This is a genomic window from Pontibacter coccineus, from assembly GCF_030546575.1.
GTDB lineage: Bacteria > Bacteroidota > Bacteroidia > Cytophagales > Hymenobacteraceae > Pontibacter > Pontibacter coccineus.
The window spans coordinates 204448-225496 of sequence record NZ_JAUOTN010000009.1; the positions used below are offsets into that span (position 1 = coordinate 204448).

Here is a 21049-nt window from a genome sequence, read left to right on the forward strand (position 1 = left end):
GTAAAAAGTATAGGCGCCCTGCCAGCGGCAAGGCGCCTATACCTTAATCTTTATTTCGCAGATGCCTCTGTCGGTTGTTTCTCTTTGCTCTTGCCCATGGCGTCGTACACCACCTGCAACACACCGGTGCGGGTATTGAGCTTGCTGAGCTTGTTGTTCTCGCGGGTCGGGTTCACGCGGTTGCTCAGGAACACATACACCAGGTTATTTACCGGGTCGATCCAGGTATAAGTGCCTGTGAAGCCGGAGTGGCCGAAGCTCTCTACCGGAGCACTTGGAGCTGCATTGCTGTTCGGCGCACCCGGTTTGGCCGGACGGTCGAAGCCGAGGGCACGGTAGTTGCCCTGCTCGCAGAACTGGCACTTACTGTATTCCTTCACGACGTTCTCAGCGATGTAGCGCTTGTTGGCATACATCCCATCGTTCAGGTATAGCTGCATCAGTTTGGCTACGTCGTTGGAGTTGCCGAACAGACCGGCATGGCCGCTCACACCGCCCAACATCGCAGCACCTTCGTCATGCACCGTACCGTGCAGAAGTTGCTTACGGAAATGCGGCTCAAACTCAGTTGGTACAATGCGGGAAGCCGGATAATGTTTGTATGGGTTGAACGTCAGAGTAGTCGCGCCGATAGGCTGGTAGATGGAGTGCTGCAGGTATGTCTCGAAGCCCACACCGGTGATGTTTTCCACTACTTTCGGTGCCAGGATGAACGACAGGTCGCTGTATACGTAACCCGGCTTCTCGTTCAGCGGCGACTCCATGATCTCCTTGTAGATCTTGTCGGCATACTTGCGGTGGATGTACAGGTTGTTGGCTACTTTGATCGGGAAGCGGGCAGAAGAATCTACCTTGAAGGTACGCCACTTGAAGTTGCCGTTCTTCTTCACCGTCTCTTTCCAGAACGGAATCCAGGACTTGAGGCGGGCCTGGTGCGTGAGGATGTCGCGGTAGCTCAGGTCAGCCTTGTTCGTACCGGCCGCCATTGGCAGATAAGTGCCCAGGGTCTTGTTCTCGTCGAAGCGGCCTTCGCCCTTCAGGCGCATCAGTGCAGCCATAGAGGTGCTGATCTTGGTCACCGACGCCAGGTCATACAGGTCATCGATATGCACCGGCTGCTCTTTGTCGTAGGTATGGTAGCCGAAGGCTTTGTGGTAGATCACTTTGCCGTCTTTGGCTACAAGTACCTGCGCACCCGGAGCTGCTTCTTCACGAATGGCCTGTTGCACAAGGGAGTCTATACCTGCCAGATCCTGCGATTTGATGCCTACGGCCTCCGGCATGGAGTAAGCCATACGTAACCCGCCGTGGGTCAGCAAGCCGTCACCAATTTTGAAAGCGTTGCTCACCGTTACCGGCAGTTTGCCTGTAGCACCTATACCTCCGAAAATCATTTGAGAGGCCAGGTCCTGGGTGATGGTATTCTCCTGATAGGCGGCGATCACGGCGTCGGCTTTGGCGAGGCTCTCCATCTCGGCGAGACTGTACACGTTGCCGAACACGCTCACGATGGTTTTCTTGTTGCGGATAAGCTCCTTTAGGAACAGGTTCATCTCGGCCGTGATACCAAAATTGCTGCTACCGGCCTTAAGCTGTAGCGCGTGCACACCTGCGATGATCAGGTTGTAATCCTTCAGTTTTTCCTTCATAGCCAACAGCTCTTCAATGGAGTTGGTTGGCTGCAGGAAGAAAGTGTCTACCTGCGTATAGCGGGCCAGATCGCGCTGGAAAGCGGTCTCTTTTGTAGTGCCGATGGCCAGTGCCGCTACTTTCAGTGTGTCAAGCGTCTGGATCGGCAGGATGTGGTTTTTGTTGCGCAGCAGGGTGAGCGATGCCTCGGTCAGCTGACGGTTCAGGTACTGGGCGTGCGGGTTATTGAGGTCTGCCACCAGGTTTTTGGTTTCGATCGGCTCCCACTTGTCGAGGCCTACCCATTGTTTGGCGGCCAGCACTTTGCGAACGCGGGCATCGATCTCAGCCTGTGTGATTTCTTTGTTGGCGATGGCTTTTTTTACTTCTTCAATGGTTGTTTTCACGTCCATTGTGTTCAACATCACATCATTACCGGCAACCAAAGCCTTTACGTCCACTACGCCCGGAGGGTAGAACTTGGCCACGCCCTGCATGTTAAGGGCATCGGTAAACACGAGTCCTTTGTAGTTGAGCTCTTTCTTGAGCAGGTCCGTTACGATGGGCTTGGAAAGGGTAGAGGCCAGGTTCGGGGTGTTGTCAAGCACCGGGATGTTCATGTGCGCGACCATCACGCTGCCCAGTCCTTTGTCCATGAGGGCGCGGAAAGGGTGCAGCTCGGTGGAGTCGAGGCGGATGCGGGAGAAGTTGATCAGCGGCAGCCCGTAATGCGAGTCCACATTGGTGTCGCCGTGTCCCGGGAAGTGCTTGGCGCTGGCCAGTACATGGTTGTCCTGCATGCCTTTCATGTACGCCATTGACTTGCTGGCCACGTTATACTTGTCTTCGCCGAAAGAGCGGAAGCCGATCACCGGGTTGTTGGCGTTGTTGTTGATGTCTACGGTAGGCGCAAAGTTTACGTGCACGCCCAGGCGCTGGCACTGGCGGGCGATCTCGGCACCCATCTCGTAGATCAGGCGCTCGTTCTCGATGCCGCCCAAGGCCATCTGGTAAGGGAAGCGGATCGTGCTGTCGAGGCGCATGGCCAGACCCCACTCTCCGTCAATGGATATCATCAAAGGCACCTTGCTTTCCTGCTGGTAGCGGTTCGTCATTTTGGCCTGTCGCACCGGACCACCCTGGAAGAAGATCATGCCGCCTACTTTGTAGGTTTTCAGGATGTTACTCACTGAGTCGATGTGCGCCTGGTTCTTGTTAGAGTACACCGGAATCATGATGAGTTGAGCGATGCGTTCTTCCGGCGTTAGGGTCTTCATCACAGAATCGACCCAACGGCTGTTGGTGTACTTCAGGAAATCGGCGTCGCGGCCCGGCGTGTAGGAGGCGGCTGTGGCTTTCTTGGCGGTAGCCTTACCTGTTTTTGCTTTGTTGGACTGGCCTTGCAGGTTGTTTGTGCCGAAAATCAGCAACAAAACAAGGGCCATCGAGAGACAATAGGATGGTTTCAAGGTGATATTGGTTTATTTACTATCAGATACACTGCAATTTAACAGTTTTCAGGTATAAGTATTTTTATTTGCGGTAAATTTTTCAATTCCTGCAAATAAAAGCAATATTAGTGGCGTGGAGTAAGTAAGTAATCAGTAGCCAAATATACGATGTTATGGCGGGTATACCTACAGCGTGTTCAATCGGGATGTAAGGATGTGGTTTATACCTTCCTATACCTGTCTGTTCTCGGTCAGAATCGGTAGGTCTGGGATTTGAAAGGATAACTGAGTTTTTGGGTATATCCCTTTTTGTCTGAATCAGGGTTTACAGTATTAAAAGATTGGGAGGATTTTGGTGCACGATTGACATCCCCCTACCCCCTTCGAAGGGGGACTTTCAGCTACTGCAATTCACAGGTATAAGCCCTGTAAGGACCACTGGCAGGTATAGCAGGAGTAACTTGCCCCTTGAACAATAAAACAGTTAGCTGTGCCCGGTGCACTTTACGACACTCCACTGTCTGAGCGGTCAGCGAGTTTGGAGCGCCTTGACTTTTTTGCTTACTTTTTGTGTCAAGACAAAAAGTGAGTGCCCGCCGCACAGGCGAAGCTACAAAGCAAAACAGGTTGCTATACCTGTAACGGCCGCCGCTACGCCAGTTGCAAACTGGCCATCATGTCTAACCACAAGTTGCGTTGACGCTAAACTTGCGGGATATACAGCGGCATCATAAACCAACAGGTATAGCCAAATTGATTTTATATATTTACTGAACAAGTAAACACAGAATGAAACGAATTTTTACTCAAGCACTTACACTATTACTAGGCTGCGGCCTTCTGGCAAGCTGCGCCACCAACCCCTACGCCGCTACTAACAAGTCGTATAAAAAACAGGCCAAAGCCTACGCCAAATCACTGCGGGCTATACCTGCAGCCCCCACTGGCGAGCATACCTATCCGCAAGGCGATTACTGGGTGGGCACCACCAACTTCAACCTGCGCAAGCCTAATTTTGTAGTTATCCACCACACGGCGCAGAACTCCACCGAGCATACCCTGAAAACCTTCACCATGCCTAAAACCAGTGTGAGTTCGCACTACGTGATCGGGCGCGATGGCAAGGTATACCAGATGCTGCACGACCACATGCGCGCCTGGCACGGCGGCAACAGCCGGTGGGGCAGCAACACCGACCTCAACTCTTCTTCCATCGGTATAGAGCTCGACAACAACGGCTCCGAGCCCTTCCCGGAGGAGATGGTGAACAGCCTGATCGCCGTTCTCGGCAAGCTTAAAAAAGAGCACGGTATACCTGCCGAAAACTTCATTGGCCACGCTGACATCGCGCCGGTCCGCAAAGTAGACCCGAGCCCGCTATTCCCGTGGAAGACGCTGGCCGACAACGGCTTTGGGCTATGGTTCGACGAGGATGTGCTGGACAAAGAGCAAGTGCTGCGCGAAGTTTCAGTAGGCGGGGAGAATGACACAACGCCTTTGCTGGTGATGGAGACCGTGCCAAAATATACGCTGCCCGATAACTTCAATCCCCTCGACGCACTGCGCATCATTGGGTATGATGTGCGTAATCCGGAGGCTGCCGTGCGGGCTTTCAAAATCCACTTTATCCAGAACGATGTGAACAGCCCACTAACCGAGGATGAAAAGCTGATTCTGTATAACCTGTATCAGAAGTATTTGTAAATTGAGATACTAAACTCAAGCTCTTTAACTATGGCCAAGCCGCTACTCACCCGCTATACCTTAAAACTTATACCCTGCCTCAGCCTGCTTTTCCTGCTCGGCTGTAGCGCTGCTAAACCCGTGGCGGAGGCGCCTGCACCTTACGGACCGGCGGAGATTCAGCGGCAGGTGATGGAAGTGGCGGCTTTGCAGAAAAGCTTTGTGGGCTTTGTGCTGTATGACCCGGAGCTGGGTAAGGCGGTGGTTGAGCACAATGCCGATAAGTACTTTGTGCCGGCTTCCAACACGAAGCTCTTTACCTTCTATGCGGCCTCCAAAATGCTGGGCGACTCTATACCTGCGCTCAAGTACGTGGCCAAAGGCGACTCCCTGATTTTCTGGGGCACCGGCGACCCGACCTTCACGCACATGGATTTGCAGAACAACATCGCCTACGATTTCCTGAAAAACCGCAAGGAGAAACTCTACTATATCGAGGCCCCCATGACGAGCACACCCTTCGCCACCAACTGGGGATGGGACGACTACAACTATTATTACCAGCCGGAGCGCAGCGCCTTCCCGATCCACGGCAACATCGTGAAATTCAAAAAAGACAGCACCTCCGCCTATACTACGACACCGGCCATTTTTACCAAACACGTGAAGCCGGACACTACTAAGAACGCACACCGCGATACCTTCCGCAGAGCCTGGCGCGCGAACGACATTGCTTATAACCCCAAACGGGCTTCGATCGCCTTCTCGCAGGAAGTGCCCTTTATCACCTCACCGGAACTCACCGTGCAGCTCCTGGCCGACACCCTGAAACGCTCCGTTAAACTAGTGAAACGTCCTATACCTGCGGGTGGCCAGATTCTGTACGGTCTGCCGGCCGATTCCGTGTTCAAACGCATGCTGCAGGTAAGCGACAACCTGATGGCGGAGCAGCTGATGATGCTGAGCTCCGGTACTTTTTCTGATACGCTTTCAGTCGAGCGCGCCATCAAGTACGCTGTCCAAAATTACTTGTCTGACCTGCCGGACGCGCCGGTATGGATCGACGGCTCGGGCCTCTCTTCGATGAACATGTTCACGCCGCGCAGCATCATCGCGCTTCTGCAGAAATTGCATGCTGAGCGCCCGAGGGAAAAGCTGCTGCCTATGCTTGCCGTGGGCGGCAGACCGGGCACTTTCCGTACCATCTACAAAGCAGACGTGCCCTACGTGTTCGGCAAATCGGGAACGCTGGCGCACGTACACAACCAAAGCGGGTATATCATCACGAAGAGCGGAAAACTCTTGATGTACAGCTTTATGAATAACAACTTTAAAACATCTTCGTCTGAGATAAGAAGTGCCATGGAGCGCATCATGACGGAGGTGCACGAGAAGTATTAAGCTGGAGGCTATTTCGGATTTATCAATCCGAGATCCAACTGTTGCGGATATGTAATCCGCGTTTGACAAGACAAGGGGATTAAGAAATCCCCAACAGTCTGCTTCCGGATTCGGAAATCCGGAAGAGCAATATACTATTAGCGGGACGCCACTTAATTGCTCACACTCGCCAGAGGCGAGCGTGGGCAATTAAACAACAAGTGACAATCAACAATTAAGAATCATACCTAACCTATACCTTACAAACCAACACCATGTTGAAACTAACGATACGCTCTTTTGACCTGCCGCTGCGGCATACCTTCACCATCTCCTACGACTCCCGCGATGTGCAGCCAACTATGATTGTGGAGTTGCAGCACGGCGAGCACAAAGGGTATGGCGAGGCAACCAGTAATCCGTACTACGGCTTCACCATCGAGAGCATGACCGCAGCGCTGGAGAACATCCGCGAAAAGATCGAGTCGACAGAGCTGACTTCGCCGGAGGAGTTCTGGGCGCAGATGCAGCCGCACCTGGCGGATCATCCTTTTGCCCTTTGTGCGCTCGACCTGGCTGCCAACGACCTGTTCGGAAAAATGAAAGGCCAGCCACTCTACAAAATCTGGGGCCTGGAGGCGAACAACATGCCGCTCACCAACTATACCATCGGCATCGCCTCCATCGAAAGCATGGTAAACAAGCTGCAGGAAATGCCCTGGCCGCTTTACAAGATCAAGCTAGGCACGAAAGAAGACGTGGCCATCATCAAAGAGCTGCGCAAGCACACCGATGCCATTTTCCGCGTGGACGCGAACTGCGCCTGGGGTGTGGAAGAGACGATCGAAAACTCAAAACAACTGAAGGAACTGGGCGTGCAGTTTATCGAGCAGCCGATGAAAGCCGACGATCTGGAAGGGATGAAAGAGGTATACAAGCGCTCCGAACTGCCCCTGATCGCCGACGAAAGCTGCATCACCGAAGCTGACGTAGCCAAGTGCCACGGCCTGTTCCATGGCGTGAACATTAAGCTAACCAAATGCGGTGGCCTCACGCCTGCCCGTCGTATGATCGCCGAAGCCAAGAGCCTGGGCATGAAAGTAATGGTGGGTTGCATGACTGAGTCCAGCGTAGGTATTTCGGCCATCGCGCAGCTACTGCCGATGCTCGACTACGTGGACATGGACGGCGCCCTGCTGCTGAGCAAAGACATCGCCAAGGGCGTAACCATCGACTACGGCAAAGTGAGCTACAGCGAAAACGTGAACGGCACAGGCGTTATCCTGACCGCATAATGGCCAACAAGGTATACACAGACCAACTGCCGGGCCGCACCCTGGTGGTAGACGGGGAGGAGTTCCTGTTCTTTAGCGGGACCTCCTACCTGGGTATACCTGTTAACGAGGCTTTCAGGAACTGTGTGCTGGAGGGGATGGCCCGCTACGGCACCAACTACTCCAGCTCCCGCAATTCCAACCTGCAGCTGCAGGTGTTTGAGGAAGCCGAGGAGTACCTGGCCAGGTATACGGGCGCCGAGGCGGCTTTTACCATGTCGTCAGGTTATTTGGCGGGGCAGGCGCTGGTGCAGACCCTGCAAGGGAGCGGACGATTTATCTACGCTCCCAACACGCACCCGGCCATCTGGCGTAGCACCGCCGACGAAGTCACCGGCGATTACGACGCCTGGGTGGCTCCGATGCTGCAGCAGGTAAATGCTGCGGAGGAAGATCACCTCATCCTGGTCTGCAATTCCCTCGACCCACTCAAGGCCCGCAACCACGGTTTCAGCTGGCTCAGCGCTTTGCCCACTGACAAGCAAATCACGCTGATCGTGGATGACTCGCATGGTTTCGGGGTGACAGGTGAGGACGGAGCAGGTGTGTTCGCGCAGCTGAAGGCCCGTCTGCAGCCGAACGTACGGCTGGTGGTAGCCAGCTCGATGGGAAAAGCCCTGGGTATACCTGCCGGCGTCGTGCTGGGGGATAAAGCCCTGGTCGACAGGCTGCGGCATAGCCATTATTTTGGTGGCGCATCGCCGGCTATACCTGCCTTCTTGTATGCCTTTCTGAAATGCGAACCTGTGTTCCGGGAAGCCCGGCAGAAGCTGTTTGCGAATATCAGTTATTTCCTCGGGCATTTGGAGCGACCCGGGCAATTCAGTTACTTTGAAGGGTATCCGGTTTTCGGGGTGCACGAACACCAGTTGGCGGCATACCTCCAGGAGCACGGCGTGATCATCTCAAGCTTCCGCTACCCAACGCCTGCCGACGACCCGATAACAAGGGTTATTCTGAGCAGTGCGCACCGGGAAGAGGATATTCAGCGATTAACGGGGTTGATCAATCAGTTTACAGGAGACCAGTTTTAAAAGAGCCCGCGACTATCCGTCATTACAGCATCCAAAAGATTCAGATTACATTTTAAAAAGCTTAAAACCTAACCCAAACACCCTTGAACAGGGAAGCCTGCATTACATGGAAGAAACCACTACCGCCACAGCACCTCTCATCACCAACGATGCCGTTGTGCTGGGTATACTCGTCTTAATCCTGACCGTCATTTTTACCACCGCATCCAGCGAGCGCACTGCCTTCAAGAAATTCTACACAGTCGTGCCTTCGCTTCTGCTATGCTACCTTATACCTAGTTTGCTCAACTCCCTCAACATCATCTCGGGTGAGCAGTCTGGCCTGTACCAGATGGCCTCCCGTTACCTGTTGCCGGCTAGTTTGGTGCTGTTCACGGTCAGCCTGGATCTGAAAGAAATCTGGAAGCTGCGACACAAAGCAGGCCTGATGTTCATTACCGGCACTGTCGGCATCATCATTGGCGGCCCACTGGCCATTCTCATCGTGTCGACCTTTGCACCCGAAATTGTAGGAGGGGCGGGACCTGACGCTGTTTGGCGCGGGCTGTCCACCATTGCGGGTAGCTGGATTGGCGGCGGCGCGAACCAGTTGGCCATGTACGAGGTGTTCAAACCGAATCCGAACCTGTTCTCCGCTGTGATTGCGGTGGATGTGATTGTCGCCAACATCTGGATGGCGGTGCTCCTGTTCGGAGCCGGCAGGTCAGAAAAGATAGACGCTTATTTCAAAGCGGATAACTCAGCGGTGAATGACCTCAAAAACAAAGTGGAGCGCTACCGCAAGAGCATCATGCAGATTCCCACGCTGACCGATATCGTCCAGATTGTGGGTGTAGGCCTGGGTATGACGGGGTTGGCCCATTTCTTTGCCGATATCATAGCGCCTTGGATTGAAGTGAACGCGCCATACCTGGAGCAGTTCAGCCTGACCTCCAAATTCTTCTGGCTGGTCGTGCTGGCCACCGCCTTCGGCATGTTGCTGTCGCTGACACGGGCCCGTAAACTCGAAGGGATAGGTGCGTCGCGCATCGGCAGCCTGTTCCTCTACATCATGGTGGCTACCATCGGCATGCAAATGGATGTGGCAGCCATCTTCAGCCAGCCGGGGCTTTTCCTGGTGGGCATCATCTGGATTTCGATACACATGCTGTTGCTCCTGATCGTGGGCAAGTTGGTGAAGGCGCCCTTCTTCTTTCTGGCAGTGGGTAGCCAGGCCAATGTGGGCGGTGCGGCTTCTGCGCCGATTGTGGCCAGTGCTTTTCATCCGGCCCTGGCCCCGGTGGGGGTACTGCTGGCGATACTAGGCTATGCGGTGGGCACCTATGGCGCTTACATCTCGGCCCTGCTTATGCAAATGGTGGCGCCCCAGTAGCGAATTATTATAGAAAGATTAATGTTTAGTGAATAATGCCGCTGTCAGGCCCTGGCGTTGGCAGCCGATTAAAAACCGATACTATGATCAAGAAGAATCCTTTTGTGCTGCTGCTTCTGCTAGTGCTTGCTTCCTGCACGGGCACACAGAGCACCACCTCCGAAACCGCCCCAGCGGCTAATGCCGAAGCGCCCGTTTCCCCGGCCAAAACACACATTGATGCTGTGCGGCAACAGTTTGCCCCCGACAAGCGGGTAGCGCTGTTTACCGTGGAGCCCAAGGGGGATGTGTTGCGTGGCGAAACCAATATGCCCGAGGCGAAAGCGGAATTGGTGAAGCGTTTGCAGGCGGCCAACGTGTCGTTTGTAGACAGCATACAGGTATTGCCGGAAGCCGGGCTTGGCGGGAAACACCACGCCATCGTAACGATCTCGGTGGCTAACCTGCGCTCGCAGCCGCGTCACTCGGCCGAACTGGCCACGCAGGCCACAATGGGCACGCCGCTGCAGGTATGGAAAAAGGATGATGGCTGGTACCTGGTGCAGACCCCGGACAAATACCTCGCCTGGGTGGATTATGGTGGCATCGCCTTGATGGATGAGACCGCCTTTAACAAGTGGCAGCAGGGCAAAAAGCTGATCTATACCAAAACCTATGGCTTCGCGCATGCCAAGGCAGACAAAAATGCGACAACTGTGTCAGACATGGTGTACGGCGACGTGATGGTGCTGAAAAGCAAAGCAAAAGATTACTACGAAGTTGGCTTCCCCGACGGCCGCACGGGCTTTGTGCCTGCTGCCGAAGCCATGGATTTCAAGGAATGGGTGGCTACCCGCAAGCCGACGGAAGAGAACCTGGTAGCCTCCAGCAAGGAGATGCTCGGTATGCCCTACCTGTGGGGCGGCACTTCTGTGAAAGGAATGGACTGCAGCGGTTTTACCAAAACCATCTTCTTCATGAACGGCCTGGTGCTGCCGCGCGATGCGTCGCAGCAGGTGCATATCGGCGAGTTGGTGAACACGGATAAAGGCTGGGATGAAATGCGTCCGGGCGACCTGTTGTTTTTTGGCGTACCTGCCAAAGACGGTAAGTCGGAGCGCGTGGTGCACGTAGGCATGTGGATTGGTGGTAACCAGGAGTTCATTCACTCCGCCGGCCGCGTGCGCATCAACAGCATGAACCCATCAGCCGAAAATCATGATGCTTCCGAGCTAGCTCGTTTCCTGCGTGCCAAGCGCATATCGCCGGAAGCCACGCTGGTGGATTTGCGCGAAAAACCTTTATACGAGTAAGGTATAGCATTGCCAAATGAAAAGGCAGTGGCGCAAGCTACTGCCTTTTTTTATTGTCGTTTCAGCCAGCGGGGGAAATCCGGAATCTTCGTGGATGCCGCGTTAACCCAAATTCCTTTCGACTGGAGAGGCCGGGGTTTCCGGCTGTCTCCGGCTTCCCGATTTTTAGCCCGAAGCCGCAGTGGGAGGACACCATACATGTAGCAAACTCTCTACAGGATGGTAATAGATTGTACTTCCTTGGATAAGGTTGTTGGTAGAAAGATACGTACTCGAAGCGCGATTAACAGATTAGTATACCTTAGTTACAGGTATAGGGGAGTGGATTTGCCCGAAAACAAACCAAGTTTCTCTAAGAATTTTATCAAAACCACATTATTTACCTAAAATTTACATAATTGGTAAACACTTTCATAAAAAAATAGTTAAAGTAACTTGCTTATATACAGTTAATCCTCGTACTTTATATTATCACACCAAAACTGACAGCATGGGCGCATTCCTGGCGATGGAAGAAGGGTATCTGGAGAAGTTGAACCACGTCGAGCGGAAAAAGCATCTTCAGAAAATCAAGATTGTGCGGCACCTGTATGTCAAGGGCGCACGTTCCAACGCCGATATTTGCAACCGCTTTAACATCAGTTCGCCAACTTCCATGGCGTTGCTCAACGAGCTGATGGCTGATGGATTGGTTGAAAAGCAGGGTAGAGGCGAATCGGTGGGAGGGCGTAAGCCAGAGCTGTACGGCCTGCGGAACAACTCACTTTTCGTACTGAGCATCGAAATGGAAAAGTTCAGCACCCGCATGGCCATTTTCGACGGCACGAACAACAACATCACCGGTACCCATACCTTCCCCTTACATCTTTCCAGGGATCTTAGCGCTATTGAGGCGCTGTACCAGCATGCCAATAGTTTAGTGCTTTCGGCAGGTATAGACGCGGATAAACTGATGGGCATCGGGTTGAGCATGCCGGGGCTTGTTTCTTCACGCGAAGGCGACAGCTATACCTATCTGCTCACCGGTCAGGACGAAACACGGCTGCAGGATCTGCTGGCGCTTAAGTTCAACAAACCGGTTTATATCCAGAACGATGTCAAAAGCATCACCCTGGCCGAGTACCGCTTCGGCGCCGCGCAGGGCAAGCGCGATGTGCTGGTGCTCACGTTGGACTGGGGTATTGGCCTGGGCATCATCATGGACGGAAAGCTGCGGTTGGGCACCTCCGGGTTTGCAGGTGAGTTTGGCCACATTCCGTTTATAGAAAACGGCGTGCTATGCCACTGCGGCAAGCGCGGCTGTCTGGAGACAGTGGCCTCGGGAAGTGCCCTGGCCCGTATGGCCCGCGAAGGGCTGCAGGCCGGGCAGGACACGCTGCTAAAAGCGCTGTCGGGGCAGGAGCCGGAGAAAATTGAGCCGCAGGCCATTATACAGGCTGCCCACGAAGGCGACCAGTACGCCATTAACATACTCGCCGAAACAGGCCGCAACTTGGGCAAAGGCATCGCCATGCTGATCCAGTTGTACAACCCGGAGCTGATCATTATCGGTGGCAAAATGGCCGAGGCCCGGCAGTATATCACTACCCCGATCCAGCAATCCATCAACACGTACTGCATGACGCAGCTGCGCGAACGCACCGAAATTGCCCTGTCCAAACTGGGAGCGCAGGCAGGTATACTGGGGCCGGTGGCCACGGTAATGGAGCGCATTTTTGAGCACCGCATGGAATCAACGAAATAACTGAACAACGAAACACAACATCACATTATAGCACAAATAAAATGGCACGATTAAATCTTCTGGAAGAAACCCGTTTTGAAAAGCTTCCGGTAACCGTTTACTCCGATGAATATGTCGCTTCCGTGAAAGTGGCGCAGCGTATCGCGGAACTGATAAGGTATAAACAGGGACGTAACGAAAAGGCTGTGCTCGGTCTGGCCACTGGTGCCACACCCGTAAAGGTATATTCCGAATTGGTACGCCTGCACCGCGAAGAAGGGCTGAGCTTCCGCAATGTGATCACGTTCAACCTGGACGAATACTACCCGATGCAGCCGACGGCCGTGCAGAGCTACGTCACGTTCATGAACGAGAATCTCTTCGATCACATCGACATCAACAAAAACAATATCCACATACCGGACGGCACTTTGCCGCTGGAGAGAATACACGATTACTGCCTGGATTACGAGCGCAAAATTGAGTCGGTAGGCGGCCTGGACCTGCAGCTGCTGGGCATCGGTCGTACGGGCCACATCGGTTTCAACGAGCCGGGCTCTGCACCCAACTCCGGTACGCGTCTGGTAACGCTCGACGACCTGACCCGCCGCGATGCTTCCCGTGACTTTGGTGGCAAGGAGAACGTGCCGCGCAAAGCCATCACGATGGGCATCGGTACCATCTTCAAAGCCCGCGAAATTATATTGATGGCCTGGAGTGGCAAAAAAGCAACCATCATCAAGAAAGCGGTGGAAGGTGAGATTTCCGGTGACGTGCCGGCCACTTACCTGCAGCTGTCTGATAACGTGGAGTTTGTGCTGGACCAGGATGCGGCTTCCGAGCTGACCCGCTTCAACACGCCATGGCAGGTGAAGGATTGCGTATGGGATGACACCCTAATCAAGAAAGCGGTTATCTGGCTGTCTCAGACCGTGAAGAAGCCGATACTGAAGCTGACCGAGGAAGACTACAACAACCACGGCATGGCCCAGCTGATCACGGAGAAAGGTACTGCCTACGAAATCAACATTGATATCTTCAACAAACTGCAGAGCACCATCACCGGCTGGCCGGGTGGCAAGCCGAACGCCGATGACAGACGTCGTCCGGAGCGTGCCGAGCCTGCCCGCAAGCGCGTAGTAATCTTTTCGCCGCACCCTGATGACGACGTGATCTCGATGGGTGGCACGTTCATCCGACTGGTAGACCAGGGGCACGACGTGCACGTGGCTTACCAGACCTCCGGCAACACGGCCGTGTGGGACGATGACGTGCTGCGCTACATGGAGTTTGCCATCGACTTCAACCAGAGCATCGGCCAGGAGACGGATCACCTGGAGAACATCTACGAAGACATGCGCAGCTTCCTGGAAAACAAGCAGCCGAACCAGCTCGACACCCAGGAAATTCGCGATGTGAAGGGCTTCATCCGCAAGAGCGAGGCCATTGCCGGCGCCCGCTATGCCGGCCTAGACGATGATCACATCCACTTTATGGCGCTGCCGTTTTACGAGACAGGCAAAACCGTGAAGAAGCCGGTGACTGACATTGACGTGGAACTGACCATCGAGTTGCTGCAGAAAGTGAAGCCGCATCAGGTGTTTGCCGCCGGCGACTTTGCCGATCCGCACGGTACGCACATCGTTTGCTTCAACATCGTGATGGCCGCCCTCAATCGCCTGCGCGAAACCGAGGAGTGGGCACAGGATTGCTGGCTGTGGATGTACCGCGGCGCCTGGCACGAGTTCGCCACCCACGAGATCGAGATGGCCGTGCCGTTGTCTCCTCAGGAAGTGGAACGCAAGCGCAACGCCATCTTCAAGCACCAGTCGCAGAAAGACTATCCGGTGTTCCCGGGCGACGATGCCCGCGAGTTCTGGGTACGTGCCGAGGAGCGCAACCGGGAGACCGCCAAGAGCTACGATGACCTGGGCCTGGCCAACTACGAAGCGATGGAAGCCTTCGTGAAATGGAAATTCTAGTTTAAACAATGACAGCTAAAACGAAGCAAATTGCTTAGCTTTGTTTTAGCTGTTTTTTTTTATCCTCCAGGCTGAAAAATACAAGCCGCCACTGCAACGCATTTAGGCATAACCAACACCCTTAAAACACGCGTTTCTGACATGACTTTCAGAAAAAATATTCTTACCCTTTTGCTCTCACTTGTCTGCACGGCAGGCATAACTACATTCTCCCCGGCACAGGCGCAGGTAAAGCCAGAGTCGCTGTCACTGATCCCACAGCCTGTGAAGCTGACTACCCAGAAAGGAGGCTTCCTGGTACAGCCCTCCACCAAGGTATACGTGGACCCTAAAAATGCTGACCTGTTGCGCGTAGGCGAGTTCCTGGCCCAGCACATCGAAGGGGCAATCGGTCACAGGCCGGAGGTGATCCAGAAAAAGCCGAAGAAAAAAGAGACCAACCTGATCTACCTGACGCTGAAGACAGAGAATGATACACTAGGCGCAGAAGGCTATACCTTGGGCGTAACACAAGGCCGCATAACACTGGCTGCCAAAGAAGCGCACGGCGCTTTTCTAGGTATACAGACCGTGCGTCAGCTGCTGCCTTCTCAGAAAACAACAGGCTCGGCGCTTATACCTGCGCTTCAGATCGTGGACAAGCCCCGCTATACCTGGCGCGGCATGCACCTGGATGTGACCCGCCATTTCTTTTCGGTGGAGTTCGTGAAGCAGTACATCGACTACCTGGCCATGCACAAGATGAACAGCTTCCACTGGCATCTGACCGATGACCAGGGCTGGCGCATCGAGATCAAGAAATATCCGAAACTGACCGAAGTAGGCGCCTGGCGCGACAGCACCCTGATCGGCCACTACTGGGACCTGCCGCAGACCTACCGCAAGCGCCGTCACGGTGGCTTCTATACCCAGGAGCAGATAAAAGACGTGGTGAAGTATGCACAGGACCGTTTCATCAATGTGGTGCCTGAAATCGAAATGCCGGGCCATGCGCTGGCTGCGCTGGCGGCTTATCCGGAGCTTTCGTGCAACGGAGGTCCACACAAAGTGGAGTCGAAGTGGGGCATTTTCCCGGATATCTTCTGTGCCGGCAACGAGCAGACCTTTGCCTTTCTGGAAGACGTGCTGACGGAGGTGATGGCGCTGTTTCCGAGCAAAGTGATTCACGTGGGCGGCGACGAAGCGCCTAAGACACGCTGGAAGGTGTGCCCCAAATGCCAGAAGCGCATTAAAGACGAAGGCCTGAAAGACGAGCACGAACTGCAGAGTTATTTTGTGCAGCGCATGGAGAAGTTTGCCAACAAGAACGGCCGCATCATCATCGGGTGGGACGAGATTCTGGAGGGCGGCCTGGCACCGAACGCTTACGTAATGTCGTGGCGCGGTACCAAAGGAGGTATAACGGCCGCTAAAGAAAAACATTACGTGGTGATGTCTCCGGGCACACCCCTGTACTTTGACTACTACCAGGGCGAGCGCGACCTCGAGCCGACCACCATACATGGGTATAACCCGCTCTCGAAGGTATACGCCTATGATCCAACGCCAAGCGAATTGTCAGCCGAAGAGAAAAAGTACGTCCTGGGCGCACAGGCCAACATGTGGACCGAGTATGTTTCTACTGAAGAGCACTTGGAGTACATGGTGTTTCCGCGCATAGCCGCCCTGAGCGAAGTGTTGTGGACGCCTGTCAAACTGAAAGACTGGAAGAGCTTCCAGAACAGGATGACAGAGCAGTATAAGCGTTACGATGCGTTGGGTGTTAACTATGCCCGGAGCGCTTTCAACGTAAAACAGCAACTGCAAATAGATACAGTTAGTAACCGTGCCACCGTGACCTTTGAGACGGATGCAGCGGATGTAAGCATCCACTATACCCTGGACGGATCGGAACCCAACAAGAACTCGCAGGTATACAAGGCACCTTTTCCGCTTAGCAAAACAGCCACGATCAAGGCGGGCTCTTTTGTAAACGGCAAGCTGGTTGGTAAAGTGAGCACCCGCACGTTTGAGGCGCATAAAGGCTTCAATAAGCGCATTACGCTTGCAACTCCGGCTGACCAGAGCTTTGCCAATAAATCCAAACTGGTAGACGGTCTGAAAGGCTCGACCGACCAGTACGATGGCCATTGGACCGGCTTCCTGGGAACAGACGTGGAGGCGATCATCGACCTGGGGAAAGAGCAGCCGATCAAAAGGCTGAGCACCAATTTTATGCAGAACATCGGCTACCGCATTTTCCTGCCGGTTCAGGTAGAGTATGCCCTATCGGTGGATGGCAACCGCTATGTGACCGTGGATACGATCGACGACCCGAACCCATTGGGCGCAGAGGGCATCACGACCCACGAAGTGGCTGCCACGATCCCGCTTACCCGCGCCCGCTTTGTGAAAGTGAAGGTGCGAAGTGTAGGCGTGAGTCCAGACAAATATCCGTCTGCCGGGCAGAAAACCTGGCTGATGCTGGATGAGATCGTCGTGGAGTAAGGTGTCTGTCAAATTTTAAGGTTATAACACCTGCTATAAGCGAGATAAATTTTTATATTGTACCCTTATTCCTGTGCTAAACCACCGGAAACAGATTTGCACCTAATCTATACCTAAACTTAACATGACTAAAGTAGCCCCTTCCACAAACAGCGAAACCGGGCAGGAGAATGCTTCTGGTGGGTACATGCGTCCGATCATCATCATCGGTGCCCTGTTCTTCATCTTCGGCTTCGTCACCTGGCTCAACGCCATCCTGATTCCGTATTTTAAAATCTCACTGGAGCTCAACAACTTCCAGTCTTACCTGGTGGCGTTCGCGTTCTACATCTCCTATTTCGTGATGGCTATACCTTCGGCCTGGGTGCTCAAAAAGACGGGCTTTAAGAAAGGTATGTCGGTAGGTTTGCTGGTGATGGCAGCCGGGGCGCTCTTGTTTGTGCCTGCCGCTCTTACCCGTACGCTTGAGTTGTTCCTGATCGGCCTCTTTGTGCAGGGAACGGGCCTGGCAGTACTGCAAACGGCTTCTAACCCTTACATCACGATTCTCGGGCCGTTGGAGAGTGCCGCCAAGCGCATCAGCATCATGGGGGTGAGCAACAAGATCGGCGGCGTGCTGGGCTCCATCATCCTGGGTGCTATCGTGCTTTCGAATGCCGACGAGGTAGTGGCCAAGCTGGAGTTGATGAGTGCGGCCGAGAAAGCCGTTGAGTTGGATGTGATGGCCTCCAAGGTGATCATGCCTTACCTGATTATCATGGGTGCATTGATCGCGCTGGCCATTGTCATCTATTTTTCATCGCTGCCGGAAGTGGACACTGACCAGGAAAGTGAAACGGTGGCTGCCGCTAACGTAAACAAGACCAGCATCCTGCAGTTCCCGCACCTGTTGCTGGGCGCTTTCACCATGTTTGTGTATGTGGGGGTAGAAGTAATGGCCGGTGATACGATCGTGAGTTACGGTGCCGCGCAAGGTATACCTTTCACCACGGCGAAGTTCTTCACCTCATTCACGCTGGGAGCGATGGTAGTGGCCTACTTTGTGGGCGTGGCTACTATCCCGAAATACATCCGTCAGGACAAAGCCCTGCAGATATCCGCTATATTGGGTATCCTCTTTACTATTGCTGCCATCATGACGAGCGGTTTTGTGTCGGTGCTGTTTATTGCGTTGCTGGGTCTTGCCAATGCGCTCATGTGGCCGGCTATTTTCCCGCTGGCGATTGCAGACCTGGGTCGTTTTACCAAGATCGGTTCTTCGCTCATTATCATGGGTATAGCCGGTGGCGCCATCCTTCCACTTATCTACGGTGCCCTGGCCGACTCGATCAACCCGCAGCAAGCTTACTGGATCATGGTGCCTTGCTACCTGTTCATCCTGTACTATGCGACGGCTGGTCATAAGATCAGAACAAAATAGAATTATGCACCATACCAAAACAGTGACAGGAACCTCTTTGCGGAGGTTCCTGTCACTGTTTTAGCAGGTATAGGAATGTAGTGTTGCCACCTTCTGAAAGGCTGGCGCGCAAGCAAAGTGCAGGTATAGCGCTTTACTATATAGTATCTGGCAAGGTTGTTGTTCCTGCAGCCGCGGTCGTTGTTGCTTCCGGTGTGGCTACAGCTTGCGCCTTGTTGTCTTCGCAGGATGAAACTAAGGCGAGAATGAGCAGGGTCAGCAGCAGCACCCCATAAAGTCTGTTCAGCATGGCTTCTCAAGTTTATGATGCCAGGAGGTTGGCACTTGAGTTATTACGGAGCCGCCTTCAGCTAAGTTGAGGCCAGGCTGCCAAAGCGCTAAATAATTTTTATAGGACAGAAGCCATGGATACTTAAGTTTTTAAAATAATTGCACTAAATACAGGCATCGGCATAACAAGGTATGCAGGTGAATACATACATTTGTGCCTGCCAAACAGGCTTTAACTCTCAAAATCATAAATTAAACTTAACATGCAACGCCTTAGACTCTTACTCCTGGTTGTACTGTCTGTCGCCACGATGGCATCATGCACTACTTCCCGCAAGAAAAACAGCAATACCGGCCAGGTAGTTATTATTAAAGACAGCAAAGCCGGGCAGCACAAAGGCTACAAAAAGGGCTGGACCAAGAACACAAACAATCCGCACCACCCGCGTACCACTAACCCAGGCCACACCAAGCACAAGCAGGGCAAAGGTGGCAACACCGTTATCATTGTGAATAACAACAATGCGAATGTGAAACAGGCTGCGCCCAAGGGCAAACCGGGAAAAGGCAATCACCACAACGGAGGCAAAGGAAAAGGCAACCAGGGCAAGGGGAATAGTGGAAAGCACGGTAACGGAAAGGGCGGCAAGAAGTAAGTAGCCCCTTTAATCAAGAAAGTGTAACACCAGGTATAGGCGGGTTCTCGAAAGGACCCGCCTATTTTGTTGCAGCAGGCACGCGATCGGAGCTTGGTCGTGATAATAGCCCGATTTGTATATACAAAACCTTGCTAGGTATAAATGTCCTGTGTTATGAAATGTAAAGGGCTATTTTTAGGGAATATCCTATACAGCGCTGTGTGGGGTATAGCTGCGTATGCCGTTTCCAGGCGATGAACAACAAACTATAAACTTGGAAGCCCTTACTCTGAAAACCCTTCTATGAACGAATTGCTTCATACCCTGGACCTTACTGCCGTTTAAGCATTATAAGGGTACTTGAAGATGAACCACTACATTAAGGTAGTGCTGAATCTGAAGCCAGTTCAATAGCCAATTCTGAGTAAACGACAAGGTCATCCTTCGTGAAGCCAAAGCTGCGAAGAATGACCTTGTTGTTTTTGGTATAAATCGATGTATAAACTGAACAATATTTGAAGTATATAGGTATATATATTATATTCAATACTCGATACTCACCAAACACTCAGAATCTTATGGCCCTTTTAAGATTTACCCTCCTCATCGCTCTGGTAAGCACCCTTGCGTCATGCTCTTCTTTCAGCCGCAGCAGCCACGCCATTGTGGTGGACGATTACAGCAGCATGCGCTATGTGAAAGGAAAGCCGGATAGGGTGAACAAAAAGTGGAAGTCAAAATCGTCTTATACCCCCAGGAACAACAAAGTGGCCAAACGCAGAACTGCTGACTGGTAGATCTGCGCCCTGCTGAGGGGCTGCTACTTTTGTTTGCATGTTGCGTATAGGCAGCTATGGAAACGGCAAAAACACACTATACCCGCACCCCCCGAACCGAAAACCTGAAATGGGTGGACCGGGTCACGCACCTAATGGATAACCAGTTCCGTTTGCCGGGTACCAACTGGCGATTCGGCATGGACCCTATCCTGGGACTTTTCCCGGTGGTAGGTGACCTGGCCTCGTTTGGTGTGTCGGCCATGCTGATCCTGACCATGGCCCGCCACGGGGCCAGCGGAAAGATGGTGACGCTTATGCTGCTCAACATAGCACTGGACACCCTGTTTGGCAGTATTCCCATCCTTGGCAATATCTTCGACTTTGCCTTTAAAGCTAACGAGCGCAACGTGCGCATGCTGCGGGCACATTACGAAGAAGGCAAGTACCAGGGTAGCGGCAAAAAAATCATCGTGGGCGTCATCATCGGGATCGTCGTGATAGGCATTCTGCTGATCTGGGCGCTATGGGAGTTGCTGACCTATGGCTATCAACTGGTGCAGGGTTGGTTCTAAAGC

Annotated in this window: 15 protein-coding genes; 13 read left to right on the forward strand and 2 right to left on the reverse strand. The window is 53.2% G+C overall.

Features of this window, described 5'->3' with window-relative positions; all coding sequences use genetic code 11:
• Positions 1-50 precede the first annotated feature (50 nt).
• On the reverse strand, positions 51-3098 hold the full coding sequence (locus tag Q4E40_RS18545) for a serine hydrolase domain-containing protein (protein ID WP_303414292.1): 3048 nt from the start codon (positions 3096-3098) through the stop codon (positions 51-53).
• Between the two features lie 771 nt (positions 3099-3869).
• Here Q4E40_RS18545 and Q4E40_RS18550 point away from each other — a divergent pair.
• The 10 genes from Q4E40_RS18550 (at position 3870) to Q4E40_RS18595 (ending at position 18787) form a co-directional block, all read left to right on the forward strand.
• A complete protein-coding gene (locus Q4E40_RS18550) occupies positions 3870-4784 on the forward strand; it encodes an N-acetylmuramoyl-L-alanine amidase (RefSeq protein ID WP_303414293.1) in 915 nt (304 codons plus the stop codon).
• A 30-nt stretch (positions 4785-4814) separates the two neighbouring features.
• On the forward strand, positions 4815-6164 hold the full coding sequence (locus Q4E40_RS18555) for a D-alanyl-D-alanine carboxypeptidase/D-alanyl-D-alanine-endopeptidase (protein WP_303414296.1): 1350 nt from the start codon (positions 4815-4817) through the stop codon (positions 6162-6164).
• A 254-nt stretch (positions 6165-6418) separates the two neighbouring features.
• The gene (locus Q4E40_RS18560) at positions 6419-7438 is read left to right on the forward strand and encodes a dipeptide epimerase (protein ID WP_303414298.1); all 1020 of its coding nucleotides are present in this window, start codon (positions 6419-6421) and stop codon (positions 7436-7438) included.
• Entirely contained in the window at positions 7438-8511 is a 1074-nt protein-coding gene (locus Q4E40_RS18565) for an aminotransferase class I/II-fold pyridoxal phosphate-dependent enzyme (protein ID WP_303414300.1), read from the forward strand. The genes Q4E40_RS18560 and Q4E40_RS18565 overlap by 1 nt, the downstream gene beginning before the upstream one ends.
• 106 nt (positions 8512-8617) lie before the next feature.
• Positions 8618-9883, forward strand: a complete 1266-nt coding sequence (locus Q4E40_RS18570; RefSeq protein WP_303414303.1) for a DUF819 family protein — start codon at positions 8618-8620, stop codon at positions 9881-9883.
• Positions 9884-9966: 83 nt separating this feature from the next.
• Positions 9967-11175 carry a C40 family peptidase gene (locus Q4E40_RS18575; RefSeq protein WP_303414305.1) on the forward strand — a complete coding sequence of 403 codons (1209 nt, stop codon included), beginning with the start codon at positions 9967-9969 and terminating at the stop codon, positions 11173-11175.
• A gap of 490 nt (positions 11176-11665) precedes the next feature.
• Positions 11666-12919: an ROK family transcriptional regulator gene (locus tag Q4E40_RS18580; protein WP_303414306.1), complete on the forward strand. Its 1254-nt coding sequence runs from the start codon at positions 11666-11668 to the stop codon at positions 12917-12919.
• Entirely contained in the window at positions 12907-14880 is a 1974-nt protein-coding gene (gene nagB, locus Q4E40_RS18585; protein ID WP_425475184.1) for a glucosamine-6-phosphate deaminase, read from the forward strand. Before Q4E40_RS18580 ends, nagB begins: the two co-directional genes overlap by 13 nt.
• Positions 14881-15021: 141 nt before the next feature.
• Complete coding sequence (locus Q4E40_RS18590) at positions 15022-17367, forward strand: glycoside hydrolase family 20 protein (RefSeq protein WP_303414309.1); 2346 nt, start codon at positions 15022-15024, stop codon at positions 17365-17367.
• Between the two features lie 124 nt (positions 17368-17491).
• Positions 17492-18787 (forward strand): sugar MFS transporter, encoded by a 1296-nt coding sequence (locus Q4E40_RS18595; protein ID WP_303414311.1) that lies wholly within the window; start codon positions 17492-17494, stop codon positions 18785-18787.
• A 136-nt stretch (positions 18788-18923) separates the two neighbouring features.
• On the opposite strand, the gene Q4E40_RS18600 is transcribed toward Q4E40_RS18595, so the two are convergent.
• The gene (locus tag Q4E40_RS18600; protein ID WP_303414313.1) at positions 18924-19076 is read right to left on the reverse strand and encodes a hypothetical protein; all 153 of its coding nucleotides are present in this window, start codon (positions 19074-19076) and stop codon (positions 18924-18926) included.
• A gap of 244 nt (positions 19077-19320) precedes the next feature.
• Here Q4E40_RS18600 and Q4E40_RS18605 point away from each other — a divergent pair, with 244 nt between their 5' ends.
• From Q4E40_RS18605 to Q4E40_RS18615, 3 genes are all read left to right on the forward strand, one after another.
• Positions 19321-19713, forward strand: a complete 393-nt coding sequence (locus Q4E40_RS18605) for a hypothetical protein (RefSeq protein WP_303414316.1) — start codon at positions 19321-19323, stop codon at positions 19711-19713.
• A gap of 560 nt (positions 19714-20273) precedes the next feature.
• Positions 20274-20492 (forward strand): hypothetical protein, encoded by a 219-nt coding sequence (locus Q4E40_RS18610; RefSeq protein ID WP_303414317.1) that lies wholly within the window; start codon positions 20274-20276, stop codon positions 20490-20492.
• Positions 20493-20548: 56 nt separating this feature from the next.
• The gene (locus tag Q4E40_RS18615) at positions 20549-21046 is read left to right on the forward strand and encodes a DUF4112 domain-containing protein (RefSeq protein WP_303414318.1); all 498 of its coding nucleotides are present in this window, start codon (positions 20549-20551) and stop codon (positions 21044-21046) included.
• Positions 21047-21049 lie beyond the last annotated feature (3 nt).